Origin of the sequence: Pseudonocardia spirodelae, from assembly GCF_037727765.1 — a bacterium.
GTDB lineage: Bacteria > Actinomycetota > Actinomycetes > Mycobacteriales > Pseudonocardiaceae > Pseudonocardia > Pseudonocardia spirodelae.
The window spans coordinates 152,087-167,314 of the sequence record NZ_JBBJUP010000007.1 but is presented as its reverse complement, the minus strand read 5'-3'; the positions used below and the strand labels follow the sequence as shown (position 1 = coordinate 167,314).

16 protein-coding genes are annotated in these 15,228 nt (G+C 70.2%); all 16 read right to left on the bottom strand.

Features of this window, described 5'->3' with window-relative positions; all coding sequences use genetic code 11:
• Nucleotide 1: 1 nt before the first annotated feature.
• Nucleotides 2-763, bottom strand: coding sequence for a crotonase/enoyl-CoA hydratase family protein (locus tag WJX68_RS10925; RefSeq protein WP_340289067.1), 762 nt, complete (start codon nt 761-763; stop codon nt 2-4).
• Nucleotides 760-1,530 carry an SDR family NAD(P)-dependent oxidoreductase gene (locus WJX68_RS10920; protein ID WP_340289064.1) on the bottom strand — a complete coding sequence of 257 codons (771 nt, stop codon included), beginning with the start codon at nt 1,528-1,530 and terminating at the stop codon, nt 760-762. The genes WJX68_RS10925 and WJX68_RS10920 overlap by 4 nt, the downstream gene beginning before the upstream one ends.
• Before the next feature lie 35 nt (nt 1,531-1,565).
• On the bottom strand, nt 1,566-2,756 hold the full coding sequence (locus WJX68_RS10915; RefSeq protein ID WP_340289061.1) for a thiolase family protein: 1,191 nt from the start codon (nt 2,754-2,756) through the stop codon (nt 1,566-1,568).
• A gap of 212 nt (nt 2,757-2,968) precedes the next feature.
• A complete protein-coding gene (locus WJX68_RS10910; protein WP_340289058.1) occupies nt 2,969-3,379 on the bottom strand; it encodes a nuclear transport factor 2 family protein in 411 nt (136 codons plus the stop codon).
• Nucleotides 3,376-4,617, bottom strand: coding sequence for a cytochrome P450 (locus WJX68_RS10905; RefSeq protein ID WP_340289055.1), 1,242 nt, complete (start codon nt 4,615-4,617; stop codon nt 3,376-3,378). The genes WJX68_RS10910 and WJX68_RS10905 overlap by 4 nt, the downstream gene beginning before the upstream one ends.
• Before the next feature lie 50 nt (nt 4,618-4,667).
• Nucleotides 4,668-5,831, bottom strand: a complete 1,164-nt coding sequence (locus WJX68_RS10900) for an NAD(P)/FAD-dependent oxidoreductase (protein WP_340289052.1) — start codon at nt 5,829-5,831, stop codon at nt 4,668-4,670.
• An 18-nt stretch (nt 5,832-5,849) separates the two neighbouring features.
• Entirely contained in the window at nt 5,850-6,044 is a 195-nt protein-coding gene (locus WJX68_RS10895) for a ferredoxin (RefSeq protein ID WP_340289050.1), read from the bottom strand.
• Between the two features lie 32 nt (nt 6,045-6,076).
• Complete coding sequence (locus WJX68_RS10890) at nt 6,077-6,490, bottom strand: hypothetical protein (RefSeq protein ID WP_340289047.1); 414 nt, start codon at nt 6,488-6,490, stop codon at nt 6,077-6,079.
• Between the two features lie 161 nt (nt 6,491-6,651).
• A complete protein-coding gene (locus WJX68_RS10885; protein WP_340289044.1) occupies nt 6,652-7,098 on the bottom strand; it encodes a hypothetical protein in 447 nt (148 codons plus the stop codon).
• A gap of 296 nt (nt 7,099-7,394) precedes the next feature.
• The gene (locus WJX68_RS10880; protein WP_340289041.1) at nt 7,395-7,946 is read right to left on the bottom strand and encodes a hypothetical protein; all 552 of its coding nucleotides are present in this window, start codon (nt 7,944-7,946) and stop codon (nt 7,395-7,397) included.
• 14 nt (nt 7,947-7,960) lie between these two features.
• On the bottom strand, nt 7,961-9,334 hold the full coding sequence (locus WJX68_RS10875) for an MCE family protein (protein ID WP_340289038.1): 1,374 nt from the start codon (nt 9,332-9,334) through the stop codon (nt 7,961-7,963).
• Nucleotides 9,331-10,632 (bottom strand): MCE family protein, encoded by a 1,302-nt coding sequence (locus WJX68_RS10870; RefSeq protein WP_340289035.1) that lies wholly within the window; start codon nt 10,630-10,632, stop codon nt 9,331-9,333. Before WJX68_RS10870 ends, WJX68_RS10875 begins: the two co-directional genes overlap by 4 nt.
• Complete coding sequence (locus WJX68_RS10865; RefSeq protein WP_340289033.1) at nt 10,629-11,903, bottom strand: MCE family protein; 1,275 nt, start codon at nt 11,901-11,903, stop codon at nt 10,629-10,631. The genes WJX68_RS10870 and WJX68_RS10865 overlap by 4 nt, the downstream gene beginning before the upstream one ends.
• Entirely contained in the window at nt 11,903-12,982 is a 1,080-nt protein-coding gene (locus tag WJX68_RS10860; RefSeq protein WP_340289030.1) for an MCE family protein, read from the bottom strand. Before WJX68_RS10860 ends, WJX68_RS10865 begins: the two co-directional genes overlap by 1 nt.
• A complete protein-coding gene (locus WJX68_RS10855) occupies nt 12,979-14,031 on the bottom strand; it encodes an MCE family protein (RefSeq protein WP_340289027.1) in 1,053 nt (350 codons plus the stop codon). The genes WJX68_RS10860 and WJX68_RS10855 overlap by 4 nt, the downstream gene beginning before the upstream one ends.
• Nucleotides 14,028-15,227, bottom strand: a complete 1,200-nt coding sequence (locus WJX68_RS10850; protein ID WP_340289025.1) for an MCE family protein — start codon at nt 15,225-15,227, stop codon at nt 14,028-14,030. Before WJX68_RS10850 ends, WJX68_RS10855 begins: the two co-directional genes overlap by 4 nt.
• Nucleotide 15,228: the final 1 nt, after the last annotated feature.

The window sequence follows — 15,228 nt, the reverse complement described above, 5'->3', positions numbered from 1 at the left end:
CTCAGCGTCCGCTCCACACGGGAGGGCGCTTCTCGACGAAGGCCCGCGCACCCTCGGCCGCGTCGGCCGAGGTGCGGACCAGGTTGGTGTGCGGGGCCTGGCGTGCGAACGCCTCTTCTGCCGGCCAGTCCGCCGATGCGTCGACCAGGGTCTTCGCCGCGCGCAGCGCCAGAGGCGCGTTCGCGGCGATGTCGCCGGCCAGTTCCCGCGCCGCCCCGAGCGCCTGCCCGGCGGGCACCACGCGGTTCACCAGGCCGAGGTCCCGGCCCTGCTGCGCGGTGATCGGTGTCCCGGTCAGCACCATCTCCATTGCGACGTTGCGCGGGATGCGGCGGGGAAGACGGAGTACTCCGCCCGCGGCGGCGACCAGTCCGCGCCGGACCTCGGGCAGGCCGAACCAGGCGTCCTCGGAGGCAACGACGAGGTCGCAGGCCAGCGCGATCTCGAACCCGCCGCCGAGGGCCTTGCCCTCGACTGCGGCGATGAGCGGGGTGGCCGGCGGACGCTCGACGATGCCGAAGCCGCCCCGCCGGGGGCAGACCGGACGTTCCTTGGTGGCATTGAACGCCTTCAAATCCATTCCCGCGGAGAAGATCCCGCCGGCTCCGGTGAGGACTGCGACGGTGATGTCGGACCGGGCGTCGATCTCGTCGAACGCGGCGGAGATCGCCTCCGCCGTGGGCCGGTCCACGGCGTTGCGCACTTCCGGCCGGTCGAGCACGACCGTGGCGACGGCGCCGTCGACCTCGAGGCGGACGCTCATCGCGGCGTCATCCGGATCGCGCCGTCGAGCCGGATCGTCTCACCGTTCAGCATGCCGTTGTCCACGATGGACAGGGCAAGGCGGGCGTACTCGTCGGGGTCGCCCAACCGGCTGGGGTGGGGCACGCTTGCGGCGAGCGAGCCACGCACGTCCTCGGACAACCGTGCGAGCAGCGGGGTGTCGAACGTCCCGGGCGCGATCGTGTTGACCCGAATCCCCTTGCCCGCGAGGTCACGCGCGGCCACAATCGTCATCCCGACCACGCCCGCCTTCGCGGAGGCGTAGGGGATCTGCCCGATCTGCCCCTCATAGGCTGCGACCGATGCGGTCAGCACACACACCCCGCGATCGCCGTCCGCAAGCGGTTCATTGCGGTTCATTGCGGCAGCCGCGAGCCGGAGCACATTGAACGTCCCGATCAGGTTGATCGTCACGACGTCGGAGTAGGTCTCCAGCGAGCCCGGGTCGCCGTTGCGGTCGACGAGTCGCACGGCACCGCCCCGACCCGCACAGTGCACCAGGACCCGCAGCGGACCGCGGTCCCCGGCCACAGCGACGGCGGCCGAGACCTGCTCGGGGTCCCGCACATCGGCTTCGGCGAATGCGACCCGCTCGCCGAGCTCCTTCGCGACCACCGCGCCGTCCGACGACGGCAGGTCGGCGATGACGACCGACGCAGCGCCCGCACCGAGAAGACGGCGTACGGTCGCGAGTCCGAGACCGGATGCTCCTCCGGTCACGAGTGCGGAGATGCCGTTGACGTCCATGAGTGTGTCCTCTTCCGTGGTGTCGTGGGTGCGGGTCAGAGCCGCTCGACGACGGTCGCGTTGGCCATCCCGCCCGCCTCGCACATCGTCTGCAGGCCGTACCGGCCGCCGGTCTCCTCGAGACCGTTGATCATCGAGGTCATGAGCCGGGCTCCCGAAGCCCCGAGCGGGTGGCCGAGAGCGATCGCGCCGCCGCGTGGGTTGACGCGGGCGGCGTCGGCGCCGAAATGCTTCGTCCAAGCCAGGGGCACCGGCGCAAACGCCTCGTTGACCTCGACGTGGTCGAACGCGCCGATGTCCAACCCGGTGCGCTTCAGTACCTTCTCCGTCGCGGGAATCGGGCCGGTCAGCATGGTGATCGGATCGTCCGAGGCGAGCCCGAAGGAATGGATTCGTACCCGGGGGCGCAGCCCCAGATCGGCTGCGCGCTTCTCACTCATCACGAGCACCGCAGCCGCGCCGTCGGTCAGCTGCGAGGAGTTTCCGGGGGTGATGTGCCAGCCGATCTCGGGAAACCTCTCGCTCATCTCGTCGCTACGGAACGACGGCTGGAGTTCGCCCAGCCCCTCGACCGTGGTGCTCGGGCGGACGGTCTCGTCGGTATCGACGACCGAGCCGTCGGGCAGGGTGATCGGGACGATCTCCCGCGAGAAATCGGCGGCCGCGGCACGCTCGTGCGACCGGGCCGAGTAGTCATCGAGCTCGGTGCGCCCGAGACCGAACCGGGCGGCGATCAGCTCCGCGGACACGCCCTGCGGGACCAGACCGGGCGCGTAGCGCCGAGACGTCGATGGTCCGAAGGGGTCGGCGTCCATCCGGGAGGTGAACATCGGGACCCTGCTCATCGACTCGACTCCACACGCCACGACGACGTCGTGCGCGCCGGCGATCACAGCCTGAGCGGCGAAGTCGACCGCCTGCTGCGAGGACCCGCAGGCCCGGTGCACCGTCACCGACGGCACGTGCTCGGGTAGCCCCGCCCCGAGCCAAGCCCAGCGACCGATCGGTCCGGACTGCTCGGACACCTGGCTCACGCATCCCGTGACGACGTCCTCGACCAGACCCGGATTGATACCGGTTCGGTTCACGAGCGCGGAGAGGACTTGTCCGAGGAGTTCGGCCGGGTGCAGCGAGGACAACGCACCACCGGGACGTCCGTCCCGCGGCGCACGGCCCTTGCCCATCGGGGACCGCACGGCATCGACGATCACGGCGGTTCTGGTCATGTCGGAGTCTCCGTCCGGCGTGCCTGGAACGGCGACGCCTCAGTGGGAAGGGGGACCACCCGTCGGCCGGTCCAACGCGGTGGACGCGCCGCAGGCGGGTGAGGGGGTCGGGCCGGTGGGGCGGGGCGCACCTCACGCCGGTGCGTGGAGCCCGGATGGACCGCGGCGGCGGGCCGGTTCCGGGGCGGTGGCCGCGGGCCGGCCACCGCCGGTCACGGTCTGCTACTGACCAGCGCGACCGTGTCTCGGTAATAGGCCCGGACGGCGGTGACCCGCCCGTCCACGTCGAAGAGCCAGACCTCGCAGGCCCCCGACGCAACCGGTGCACCGCCGCTCGGCGGGTACCAGTCGAACGCCAGCTCGGCGACGACGACCTGCCCGTCGCCGACCAGGGAAACGAGGCGCACGGCGGCCGGGCCGACCGGCTCCGGAGCCGTCGCGGCTCCGACGAACATCCGCCGTAGCCGGTGTGCACCGACGATTTCGCCGCCGTAGGGCAGCGACGGCGGGAGCGACAGCACGACCTCGGAGTGGAACGACCGGTCGATCAACGCCCCGATCTCGTCGCCGTCACCGGCTGCGAGGCCACGATAGAAGGACTCGACGACCTCGGTCGTGCTCATGCGGGGGTCACCGTGACCGGGAGGGTGTAGACGCCACGGGCGAACACGTCGCGCACGTAGGCGATCTCACCCGCCGGCCGGATGTCCTTCGTACGCTGGAGCAGCTCCTCGAGGAGAATCTTCATCTCGAGCGCCGCGACGTGCTTTCCCAGACAGGTGTGCGCGCCGCGTCCGAAGGCCACGTGCATGTTGGGGTTGCGGCTCAGGTCGAACGTGTCCGGGTCCGGGATGACCTCGGGGTCGAAGTTCCCGGCACCGAGCAGCATCGCGACCCTCTCGCCCTCGCGGATGACAGTGCCGTGCATCTCCACATCGCGGGTGGCGGTCCGCACGAAATGCAGGAAGGGGGTAGAGATGCGGCAGATCTCCTGGATCGCAGTGGCAGGCACGTCGTCGGCCCGCTCACGCAGCCAGGCGTTCTGCTCGGGGTTGCGCATCAGCTCGTGCATCCCGTGGGCCAGCGCCGACCGGGTGCTCTCCGCCGCCCCGCTGGCGAGGAGGACGACGTTGCCCATCATCTCCTCCTCGGACAGGGTCTCGTCCCGCCCGGCGGTGACGATCTTGGAGACCACGTCGTCCATCGGACACCTCGACTTCTGCTCGGCGAGGTCGGTGGCGTAGACCATCAGCTGGCCGATCGCCTCCATGACCATGTCGAACGACGGCGTGATCCGGGTGTCGAACGGCGCCGCGAACTTGTCGACCCACGCGAAGAACTGTCCGCGGTCGGCGGGCGGGACGCCGAGTACGTCACCGAGCGCCTCCATCGGCATGGCGTGCGCGACCTCGGTGACGAAGTCGAAGGTGCCCTTCTCCAGTGCCGTGTCGACGATCGTGCGGGCGTAGTCCCGGAACTTCTCCTCCAGCCGCGTCACGACCTTGGGGGTGAATCCGCGGCTGATGACGGTGCGGTGCCTGCGGTGGTCGGCTCCGTCCTTGCTCAGCATGGCCGGGACCCCGCCGAACTGGGGGTCGATCGGGTTGACCTTCCAGATGTTGACGAACCCACGGTCGGCGGCGAAGGTCTCCGCGTCGCGGTCCACCCGGACGATGTCCTCGTTGCGCGTGACGACGTGGACCTCGTCGATCAGCAACGGGTCGTCGAACCGCTGGAGGTAGACCGGTTCCTCCTCGCGGAGGTAGCGGTACTGCTCCAGCGGGAGCCCGTAGGTGGTGGGGTCGCCGTTCGCGTAGGTGTCGCCGTCGAGAACGCTGATGGCGGGGCGGGTGCGGGTCATGGTTCCTCTTCCTCGTCGTCCGTGACGGGGCGGCTGCGACGGTGACGTCGTCAGACGGCGACCGGAGCCGCGGCGAGCGTGCGCTGGTAGCCGATCATGGAGCGGTTGCGGTTGAAGACGACGGCACCGACCAGCTCGCCGTCGCGTCGTGCCTCGACGACCAATGCCGGTCGCTCCGGGTCCTCCTCGATCACGACGAACTCGGTCGCGCCCCGGAGGTCGCCCGCAGTCTTGATCTTCGTGTCGTACTGGTCGGACCAAACCGACGGCACGGATGTCACCGGGACGGCTGGACGGTCGGGCGCAGCGAGCAGGTTGCGGGCGGCGTCACCGGTGTCACGGGCGTTGCTCCAGTGCTCCACGCAGGCCGGTGCACCGTGGGCCCGGGGACGAGCGGCGACGTCGCCGGCGACCACGATGTCGGTCCGCACCGCGCCGTCATCCCCGACGGCGAAGCAGTGTTCGTCGCACAGCACGGCGCCGTCCGCCGCCGACGCCAGCCCGGAACCGGCCAGCCACTCCGAGTTGGGGAGTGAACCGGTGGCCACGAGGACCAGGTCGGCCGGGAGCAGGTCGTCGTCGGACAGGCGTACGCCGGAGACGTGGTCGGCCCCCTCGAACCCGGACACACCGGTACCGAGCCGGAAGTCCACTCCGTTGCGCCGGTGCAGGTCCAGGGCCAGCCGGCTCGCGTCGGGGCCGAGGACGGCCATCGGCCGGTCGGCCACGTCGACGACCGTGACCGCGACGCCGTGGCCCCGCAGGGTGGCGGCCACCTCGCAACCGACGAACCCCGCCCCGACGATCACCGCGCGACGACACGACGAGATCGCCCGAGCGACCGTCGAAGCGTCGTCGAGCGTACGCAGGACATGGACCCCGGCGGGCGTAGATGCCCCCCAGGGGCGTGCACGGCGACCGGTCGCGACGACCAGGCCGTCGTAGGGGAGCTCGCGGCCGTCGCCGAGTGTGACTGTCCGGGCTGCGACGTCCAGACCAACGGCCGGCACACCGAGGAGCCATCGGACATCGAGGTCGTCGGTCGGGAAGAACAGGCGTCCGGACTCCATCGAGCCGGCGAGCACCTGTTTGGACAACGGAGGCCGATCGTAGGGAGGGTGGACCTCGTCCCCGACAACGGTGAGGGTGCCGTCGAACCCGGCCGAGCGAAGCGCGGTCGCCGCCCGGTGACCGGCCAGCCCCGCGCCGACCACGACGATGTCACGCACTCGTCAGTCCTCGATCCGGATCGCCGCGAGCGGGCACATGCGGGCCGCGTGCTCGACGGCCGCCCGGTGCTCCTCCCCCGGGTTCTCGTCCAGGACCCGGACGACGTCGTCCTCCTCCCCCAGGTCGAAGACCTGGGGTGCGGCGACGACACAGTCGCCGTGGGACTCACACAGCGGGAAGTCGACGGTGATCTTCACGGTGGTCTCCTCCAGTGCGGGGGGGTCGTGGCTCAGAGCAGATCGCCGTGGCCGGTGTCGTCGAGGTGGTCGCGGTACATCGCGAACGCGGGCTGCAGGGCGGGGAGGATCCCGAGCAGCTTCGCGATCGGCCCGGTGACGACGACCTTCTTCCGAGCCAGCGCCAGCGGCATGTTCACCTTGCCGAGCCAGAAGCGGTGTCCCTCGTCTGCCGACATGGCGAGCTCGACCTCCACGTCGTGCGCTGCGGCCTCGTCACCCGAGAAGACCGCGACGGTCGCCTGCCGGGCGTCGAGCGCGAAGCAGGCCGCAGGGTCCGAGTAGTTGACCCGGAATGCGGTGTTCGCAGCGACGAACTTGGGGCTGATCGCGGGATCGGCGGCGAGCTTCTCGAAGTACGGCGTGAAGACCTTGTAGAGGTCGTCGGACGTGGCGAAGACAGCCATCGTTGACCATTCCTTCCTGGCGCTCGGTGCGGTCTCAGCAGACCTGCACCCGGCCGCGGCGGCGGCTCCACTGCCGCCGGCCCTCTCCCGGCCCAACGATATTCTAGCCTTGCCGTCTCATAAACATCAAGAGTCGCCGGAACGATCGTTCCCGGACCTCGTCAGAGCGGCGTCAGCTCGGAGATCCGCCAGCCGCCGTCGGACCGTTCGAGCACGACACGGACCCTGCTGCCGGAGAGTCGAGGGTTCGGGTCCGCGACGGTGGTGGTCGTCTGGTTGAGGAACATCAGGACCGTGACCCGGTCCGGCTCGGCCGACACCACTCCCGCCCGGCTCACCGACGTCGACGTCGTGGTCTGCTGCTGCTTCGCAGCCGGGATCACGACATCTCGGGCGAGCTGGGTGTACTGGTCCCGGAACGGGCCGGTCAACCGGTCGGCAGCCGCAGGCAGGGACTGCTCGACGCTGCGGAAGTCGTAGGAGAGCAGCGAGACCACGTCAGCCTGGGCCGCAGCGACCCCCTCCGCCCGAGCCGTGGCCGCGGCGGAGGCACGCCCATCGGCCCACCACATCCCACAGGCTGCGACCGCCAGGATGACCAGGAGCACCCCGGCCGCGACGATCCGCCTCCGGCGGGTCCGCAGCAGGTGCCGGGCCCGGGACCGGACCGCAGCCGCAGCGTGAGCGATCGTTCTCCGGATACGCGTGACACGAAAGGGCCCTGCCTGCTCCCCGGTCGCACGCGGCACACGGCCCCGGCGACGTCGCCGCGTCGTAGCGGCCGGAGTCTGCACCGGAGCGGAGTCCAGGTCGGCAACTGGCTCGTCGTCGCGGTCAACCGCGGGGATCCGGGTGGGGTGCACGGAGGTCTCCTTCTCGATCGGCGTCGGTCGGCCCGGGCCCGTCACGGGACGAACTCCACGCCCGAGGCGAGCCATCGGCCGTCCGGCTGGCGCTGCAGGTCCACCGCCATTCGGTAGTCCCGGTTCTGGGGTTCTGCGGTCGCCGCGTTGGTGACCTGGGAGCGCACCGCGACCAGGACCGATGCAGAGGACTCGTCGACCCGGTCGACCGCGGCCTCGACCACCTCACCGGTCGTGTCGACCTTCGCCTTCGTCACGATGTCGACGAACGACTGCTGGTTCTGGCCGAACTGGGTCCCGAAGTCCCCCGTGGCGTTCGCCATCAGCCGAGCGACGTCCGCCTCGGCTGTCTCGTGGTGGATGGTCGTGAGGTTGACCGCGGCCTGACGTCCTGCCTGGAGCACCTCCTCGTGGAGAGCATCGCGGGACAGCTCGCCCGCCCACCGGACGCCGAACACGACGGCCGCCGCCAGGAGAGCCAGTGCGACCGCACCGACCGCGATCGCGGGCAGCAGTCTGGGCAGTCGTCCGCCAGCTGCCGTCGGGCTGTCCGACCGCTCCGCGGCGGCGTCGACCGCCTGCTCCTCGGTCACTGGGTCGGACGTGTTCACCGCGTCACCGGAGCCCGCATCAGGTCTTCCCATGTCGGTTCCTCTCCATTCGTCGGGGTGCCGGACCCGCCCACGACGAACAGCGGCTCGTCAGCACCGAGGACCTGGCCGGAGACCGGGTCGTAGGGAGCGGTGACGACCGCACCGCCGGGAACTCCCACCGTCGGCGGGGCCGTCCCGGTGGGCACGAAGCCGTCGTCGCCCCGGCACTCGGCCGGGCTCGCTGCCCGGCGTCCGGGAACACCTTCGAGACAGGGCAGGTTGCGGGCGCCGCGGACGACGCTGGGGTCGTCCTGCGGCAGCTTGCAGTAGCTGTCCGTCGCCGTAGGCGCCTCGGAGAGGTCGAACGGCTGCCGCGGCCCGTCAGGGCTACCGTACGGCTGGTAGCCGGTCGTGCACTGCGGTGGGTTGTTGACGTTCAGCTTGAGGTTCAGCCCGATGAGCCCGTCGAGCCGCGGGTCGGTGACCGCCTGCTCCATGGCCGTGACCTTCGGATAGATCACGAGGATCTGTTCCAGGCTCGGGTTGTAGGTCGCCAGCACCTGGTTCACCGTCGTGAGGTTGGCCAGCAGGATCGGCAGGGTCGGCCGGAGGTCGCGGAAGAGGCCGGTCAGTTCCGCCGCGGCCCCGGGCACCCGGTCGACGACGCCGCGTAGCTGCGGGTCGCTCTCTCGGAGGGTGTCGCTGAAGAGGGCGAGATCCCGGGTCCACGCGCGGATCTCGTCGCTGGTCGCGGTCTGGGTCTCCAGCAGCGGGCCCACCTCGTTGAGCAGCCGCTGGGTCGGCTCGTAGTTGGCGTCTGCCTCCTCGACCAGCGAGTTCACCCCGTCCAACAGTCGGCGCAGCTCCGGACCGGTGCCCGCGAACCCCCGGTGGAACTCGTCGACGACGGTGCGCAGGCTCTCCTGCGGGACCGAGTCGAGCAGGCGGTCGGTCGCGTCGAGGACCGGTCCGATCTGCTGGGGGACGCTGGTGCGGTCCAACGTGATCGTCGAACCCGCGGCGAGTACCGGTCCTCTCGCCGTGGCGGGGACGAGGTCGACGTACTGCTCGCCGATGGCCGACACGCTGTGGATCTCGGCGGTCGTGTCGGCGGGGACGGCGGCGTCCTGGTCGATGGACAGCGTCGCGGTGACGCCGCCGTGTTCGCCGAGAGTGAGAGCGGTGACCCGGCCGACCGTCGCACCGCGGTAGGTGACGTTGGCGTTCGGGTAGAGGCCGGCCCCGTCGCGGAACTCGGCCGAGACCGTCATCCGGCCCCAGCCGAGCAGGGTCGGCACCTTGGCGTAGACGAATGCCACCGTGCCGATCGCCAGCAGGGAGATGACGGTGAACACGGCGAGCTGGATCTTGACGAACCGGGGAATCATGAGTTTCCTCCGCCGAGCAGGGAACCGACCAGTCCGGGGTCGGACGGCGCCTCTGGATCGGGGTCGGGTGTGGCGGGGGGCGCGACCGGCGAGGGGGGCGTCGCTCCGGGCCCGGTCTCCGACGGGGGTGCGGCCGGGGCCGGAGCGGGGGTGGGGTCGTCCGGTGCCAGGACGACCCCACCGAGACCGAGGGGGCCGGCGAGCGGATCGGTCACCTGACCACTGACCCCGCGGCCCGCCTTCAGGTTGTTCTCGAGGGCGACGAGGGAACCCTCGGCCGGCGTCCCTGCCAGCCAGGTCCGGTCGAGTGTGCCCAGGGTGAGGTCGATGGTCGCGTAGAGGCTGACGTAGTCGCCGCGGAAGGTGTTGTGCACGGTGTCCAGCGGGAACACCAGAGTCGGCAGCAGACGCAGCGAGTCCGTCAGGGAGGTCCCGGAATCCGCGAGCGCCCTCAGGGACGGCTGCAGGTCGTTCAGGTTCCCGACCAGGTCGTCCTTGCTGCGATTCAGCACGTCGGATGCGACGTCGCCGAAACGGCCCAGGCTCTCCAGGGTCCGTACGAGCTGGGCTCGTTCCTGCTCCAGCGTGGTCAGCGCCGGCGGGAGCGCGTCGAGCGCCCCGGTGAGGGTGTCCCGTTCGCGGGCGACCGTTCCGGAGAACCGGTTGAGCCCCTCGATGGCCGCGATGATGTCGCCCTTCTGGCGGTCGAGGCCCTGGGTGAAGGTCGCCAGGTTCTCCAGCGCGGCGCGGGCCGACTCCTCCCGGCCGCCGAGAGCCCGGTTGACCTCCGCGGTGATCGTCTTGATCTGTTCGAGGCCGCCGCCGTTGAGCAACAGGGCGGTGGACGCCAGCACGTCCTCGGTCGAGGGGAACGCTGCGGTCCGTTCGACCGGGACGACGGCGCCGTCAGCGAGTCTTCCCTCGGGGGGCACGTCGGACGGCGCGGACAGTTCGATGTGCTTGGCACCGAGCAGGCTGGTCTGACCGGCTCGGGCGACTGCGTTCGCCGGGAGGACGACGTCGTCGCGCAGGTTCACCCTCACCACCGCGTCCCAGCCGTCGACAGCGACGCCGGCGACGCTGCCGACCGCCATGTCCCCGACCCGGACCGGGGCGTTCTCAACGATGTTGGTGACGTCGCGCATCCGGATCGTGACCGTATAGGCGCCGTCACCCGCACCGACCGTGCCCGGGAGCCGGATCGAGTTGATACCTCGATAGTCGCATGCCGAGATCGCCAGGAGCCCGACGGCGAGTACCGCGCCGACGAGGGCGCGCCGCCCCGACCGCCCGATCACCGGCCACCGCCAGGGGTGAGCAGCCCGCCGAGGTCGGGGACCGCACCGTTGCCGCCCTGGCCAGGAATCGGCGAGACGTTCTGCTCCGGCGATGGGGCGGGGCTGCCGGTGGTGTCGTCCGGGAGAGTGGAGGGCGCGACGCCACCGCCCCGGCGGGTGAGGGGGTTGATCCCGATCGGGGGCTGCTGGACCGCCAGCATCTGCGCGAGCGGGCCAAGGTAGGTCTGGCATGCGTTCGTCGCCTCCTCCGGGTTGGACGCGGCCGCCGCTGCGATCCCGGAACACACGAACTGTCCGGGGTTGCGGAGGTTGGGAACGTTCAGGTAGCCCGTCACGGCGTTACCGCCCACGGCGTAGGTGTTGTAGAAGTTCTGGATGGCGGGGCCCGCGACCTGCAGGGCGAGTGCGATGTCGTCGCGCTGCTCGGCGAGTGCCCGGGAGACCTGACCTGCCTGGTCGACGGTCTGCCCGATCCGTCCGCGGTTGTCGCCGACGAAGGTCTGCACCTCGCCGGCGAGCGCGTCGAACTCGGACAGTGCGGTGGCGAGCTGGGTGCGGTTGGACGCGAGGATGTCCGACACCGACGCGAGCCTCTGGTTGAACTCGACGATCTGGTCCTGGCTCGTGCTCAACGCCGACACGAACACCTGCAGGTTGCGAACGGTGCCGAACAGGTCGCCCCGCCCCTGCGAGAGGGTGTCGACTGCACGGGAGAGCTCCGAGATCGTCGTGCGGAACCGGTCGCCCTGCCCCTGCGCGTTCTGCGCCGTGACGTCCAGTGCGCGAGAGAGCGAACCGTCCCGGTTTGCACCGTCCGGACCGAGCTCGGTGGAGAGCCGCCCCAGTTGCTTCTTGAGGTCGTCGAACTCCATCGGCGACGCCGTCTTCTCGATCGGGATCGTCGCTCCGTCCGCGAACTCCGGTCCCCCCGTGTACGCAGGCGCCAGTTGGAGGAAGCGGGTGCTGACCAGCGTCGGCGAGATGATCGCGGCCCCGGTGTCGGCCGGGACCTTGTGGTCGGCGTCGTAGGTGAAGTCGACGCGGACGCGGTCGCCCTCGGGGACCACCGCGTCGATCGTGCCCACGCGGACCCCGAGGATGCGGACGGTGTCGCCGGCGTAGAGGTTCTTGACCGATGCGAAGTACGCGCTGCCGGACCGGGTGCCACCGGACAGCAGGACGACGGCGACGGCTGCGACCATCGCTGCCACCAACAACATCGCGAGCAGCGAGACCATCCGCTTCCGGGTGGCGTTCTCAGTGCTGGACATCAGTTTCCTCCCTGTCCCAGTAGGGACGACAGGGGCGATCCCTCGCTCTGCGGCGGCGGTTCGGCAGCCCCGGGGCCGAGCGGCGGGACGTTCTCGGTGAGCGAGCCGAGGTACGACTCCAGCGGAACGACGTTGCCGAGGGTGAGGTTCTCGATGTGCGCGCCGAAGAACGGCCCGGACGCGATGATCTCGCCCAACGACCGGGCGAACGGGCCCAGCCGTTCGATCGCCGACGTCAGGTTCCCTTCGTTCTCCCGCAGCAGCGCCAGCACCCTGTTCGTCCGGTCGAGTACGGGCCCGATCTGCTCTCGGTTGTCCGCGATCAGCCCGCGGACCTGCGTGAACACCGTCTCGGCGTTCGCGAGCAGGCGCCGGATGACCTCGCGGCGGGCCTCCAGCTCGGACAGCAGGGCGTTGCCGTCACGCAGCAGGGTGGTGAGCTCCCCGGAGCGGTCGCGCAGGATGGCCGTGGTGCCCTCGGCGTTGTTGAGCAGGTCGAGCAGCGCCCGGTCGCGGGAGTTGATCGTCTCTGAGATCCGGGTGAGACCGTCCAGGGTGGCGGTGACATCGTCCGGGGTGTCGCGGAAGGTGGTCGCGACGGTGTCGAGTGCCTCGGAGACCTTGGGGGTGTCGATCTGCCCGACCGTGCGGGTGACGTCCTCCAGACCCTGGCTGACGCTGTAGGGCGCCGAGGTGCGGTCGACGGGAATCACGTCCCCGGGAGCCATCGCCTGTCGGCCCGCGGGCTGGATATCGAGGTACCGCTGGCCGAGGAGAGTCTGCGTCTTGATCGCGGCCCGGCTGACGTCGCCCGGTGCGTCGCCCTTGAGCGCGAAGGAGACGACGACCTTCGCCCCGTCGAGCGTGACGTCGCGGACCTCGCCGGTCTCGACCCCGGCGATGCGCACCTTGTCTCCGGAGTCGAGCCCGCCGGCCTCGGTGAACTCGGCCTCGTACACGTCGCCGCCGACCCACGGCAACGCCGTCAGCGACAGCGACCCGAGGACGAGGCCGACGATCACGAGGACCCCGACCACCCCGATGACCACGGGGTTCTTCTCACTGAATCGGAGGTTCATGGGTTGTCCTTGCACCGGTCGATCTGGGAGTTCGGCCCGAAGTAGGGGGTGAAGAAGGGATCGCCGTCCGGACCGGTCAGCTTCACCCGCACGGTGCACAGGTAGAAGTTGAAGTAGCTGCCGTGCGATCCGGCCCGGTGCATCGCGTAGTACGCACCGGGCAGGGTCCTCAGGACCTCGTCGACGGTGTCCCGGCCCTCATCGAGCTGTGTCGCCGTACGTCCGAGCTGCTCGAGGGTCCCCTTCAGCGGAGGCCGAGCGTCGACCAGGAGGCCCGCGACGCTGGTGGTCAGTGCGTCGATGTGCTCGAGTGAGCCGCCGATGCGCTCCCGGTCGGCCGAGAGCCCCGACACGAGCTGCTGCAGCCGCACGACCGTCTCGGAGACCTGGTCGCCCCTGTCGTTGAGGGTGCCGAGGACGGTGTTGAGGTTGGTGACGACCTCGCCGATCACCTGGTCACGGTCCGCGAGCGAGTTCGTGAGAGCCGATGTACTGGTGAACAGCGACTCGATGGTGCCGCCCTGTCCCTGCAGGACGGTCACCACCTCACCGGCGAACTGGTTCACCTGCTCCGGGGACAGTCCCTGAAGCAGCGGGGTGAAGCCCTGCAGCAGGACGTCGATGTCGAGCGCCGGCTGGGTGCGTTCCAGGGGGATCGTGCCGCCCTCGGCGAGTCGGTCCGCCGGGCCGGGTCCGTCGGCGAGCTCGAGGAACCTGTCCCCGGTGAGGTTCGCGTAGCGGACGACAGCCCGGGTGCCGCCGGTCAGCGGCTTGTCCGCGTCGACGTCGAATCCGACCCGCGCGCGGTCGCCCTCCCAGACCTCGACCGACCGGACCTTCCCGACCTCCACCCCCGCGATCCGGACGGACTCGCCGTCCTTGATGCCCGAGGAGCTGGCGAGCACCGCGTAGTAGTCCTTCGTCGGGGTCAGCCGCACCGCGCCGAACTGCATGAACAGCAGGACGAGCACCATCAACGTGGCACCGAAGAAGATGATGATGTTCATCAGTGGCCGGCGGATGCTGAGTGCCTTGGACGTGCTGCTCACCGGTCGCCTCCCTCTGCCGGGGCGAGTCCGCCGAGCGGGCCGAAGAGCTGTGTGATCAGGGTCTGATCACCGGTACGCAGGCGGTTGTCGGTCGCGTCCAGGTCTGCCGTCGGATCGTTCTTGTCGGCGGGGCGCGGGATCTGGTCCGCGCCGATGTAGGGAAGGCCGTGACAGTCGGGGCCGGAGTTCGCGGTGACCAGGTTCGGCTCGTCGACCGTGTAGGGGTCGTCGCCCGGTTGGACGGTCGTGTAGGTCGCTGCCCCACCGACCGATCCGCCGACCGGTCCGCGCAGTCGCTTGTAGGCCTCGTCGACGCCCTGCAACCAGCAGGTCAGCATCGGCGAGTACCGCGCGACCAGCGAGGTCGTGGGCCGGAGGGTGTCCAGCATCGTGACGATGCCGTTGCCGTTCACGGCGAGCGTGTCCCCCGCGGTGTCCCCCAGCGTGGTCAGCTGCACCAGCGTCTGGTTCAGCTGCTGCTGCTTCTCGACGAGCGTGTTCCCGGTGACCGTGACGTTGCGCAGGATCGTCATGAGATCCGGAGCGACGTCGCCGTAGAGGTTCGCCACCTCGCCGGTGAGCTGCAGGTCCCGCTGCAGGGTCGGTAGGTCGGAGTTGATCTTCTCCAGGTAGCCGGCCGACAGGTCGAGCGTCCGGCCGAGCCGGTCGCCCTGACCGCGCAGTGCCTCGGCGACCGCGCCCAAGGTCGCGGCGAGCTTGGCCGGCTGCACGGTCGTGACCACCCGCTGCAGACTCGCGAGGACGGTGTTCGCCTCGACGCTCACATGGTCGGACCGCAGGACCTGGCCTGCGGACAGCGACCCGGTCGGCTGGTCGGGATCGGACATGCTGACGTACTTGTTGCCGAAGGCGGTGAGCTGGAACAGGTCGATCCGCGGGTTCGCAGGGATCCGGTCGACCAGCTCGGGTTCCATCGCGAGCGTGAGGACGGCGGTGGTGCCGTCCGGTGCGAGGTCGACGGACGAGACTCGACCGACGTCGACGTTGCGCATCTTGACGAGGTTCCCGGCCTGCATCTGCAGTCCGCTGCGGTCTGCCTCGAGCGTGACGTCCACGGTGGACCGGAATGCCTGCTGGTACATCGCGATCGTGAGCCAGAACAGCAGCCCGATCACGACCAGGAGCGCGAGACCGCGGATCCGCAGATCCGCTCTGCGCGTGGTCGATTCACTCATT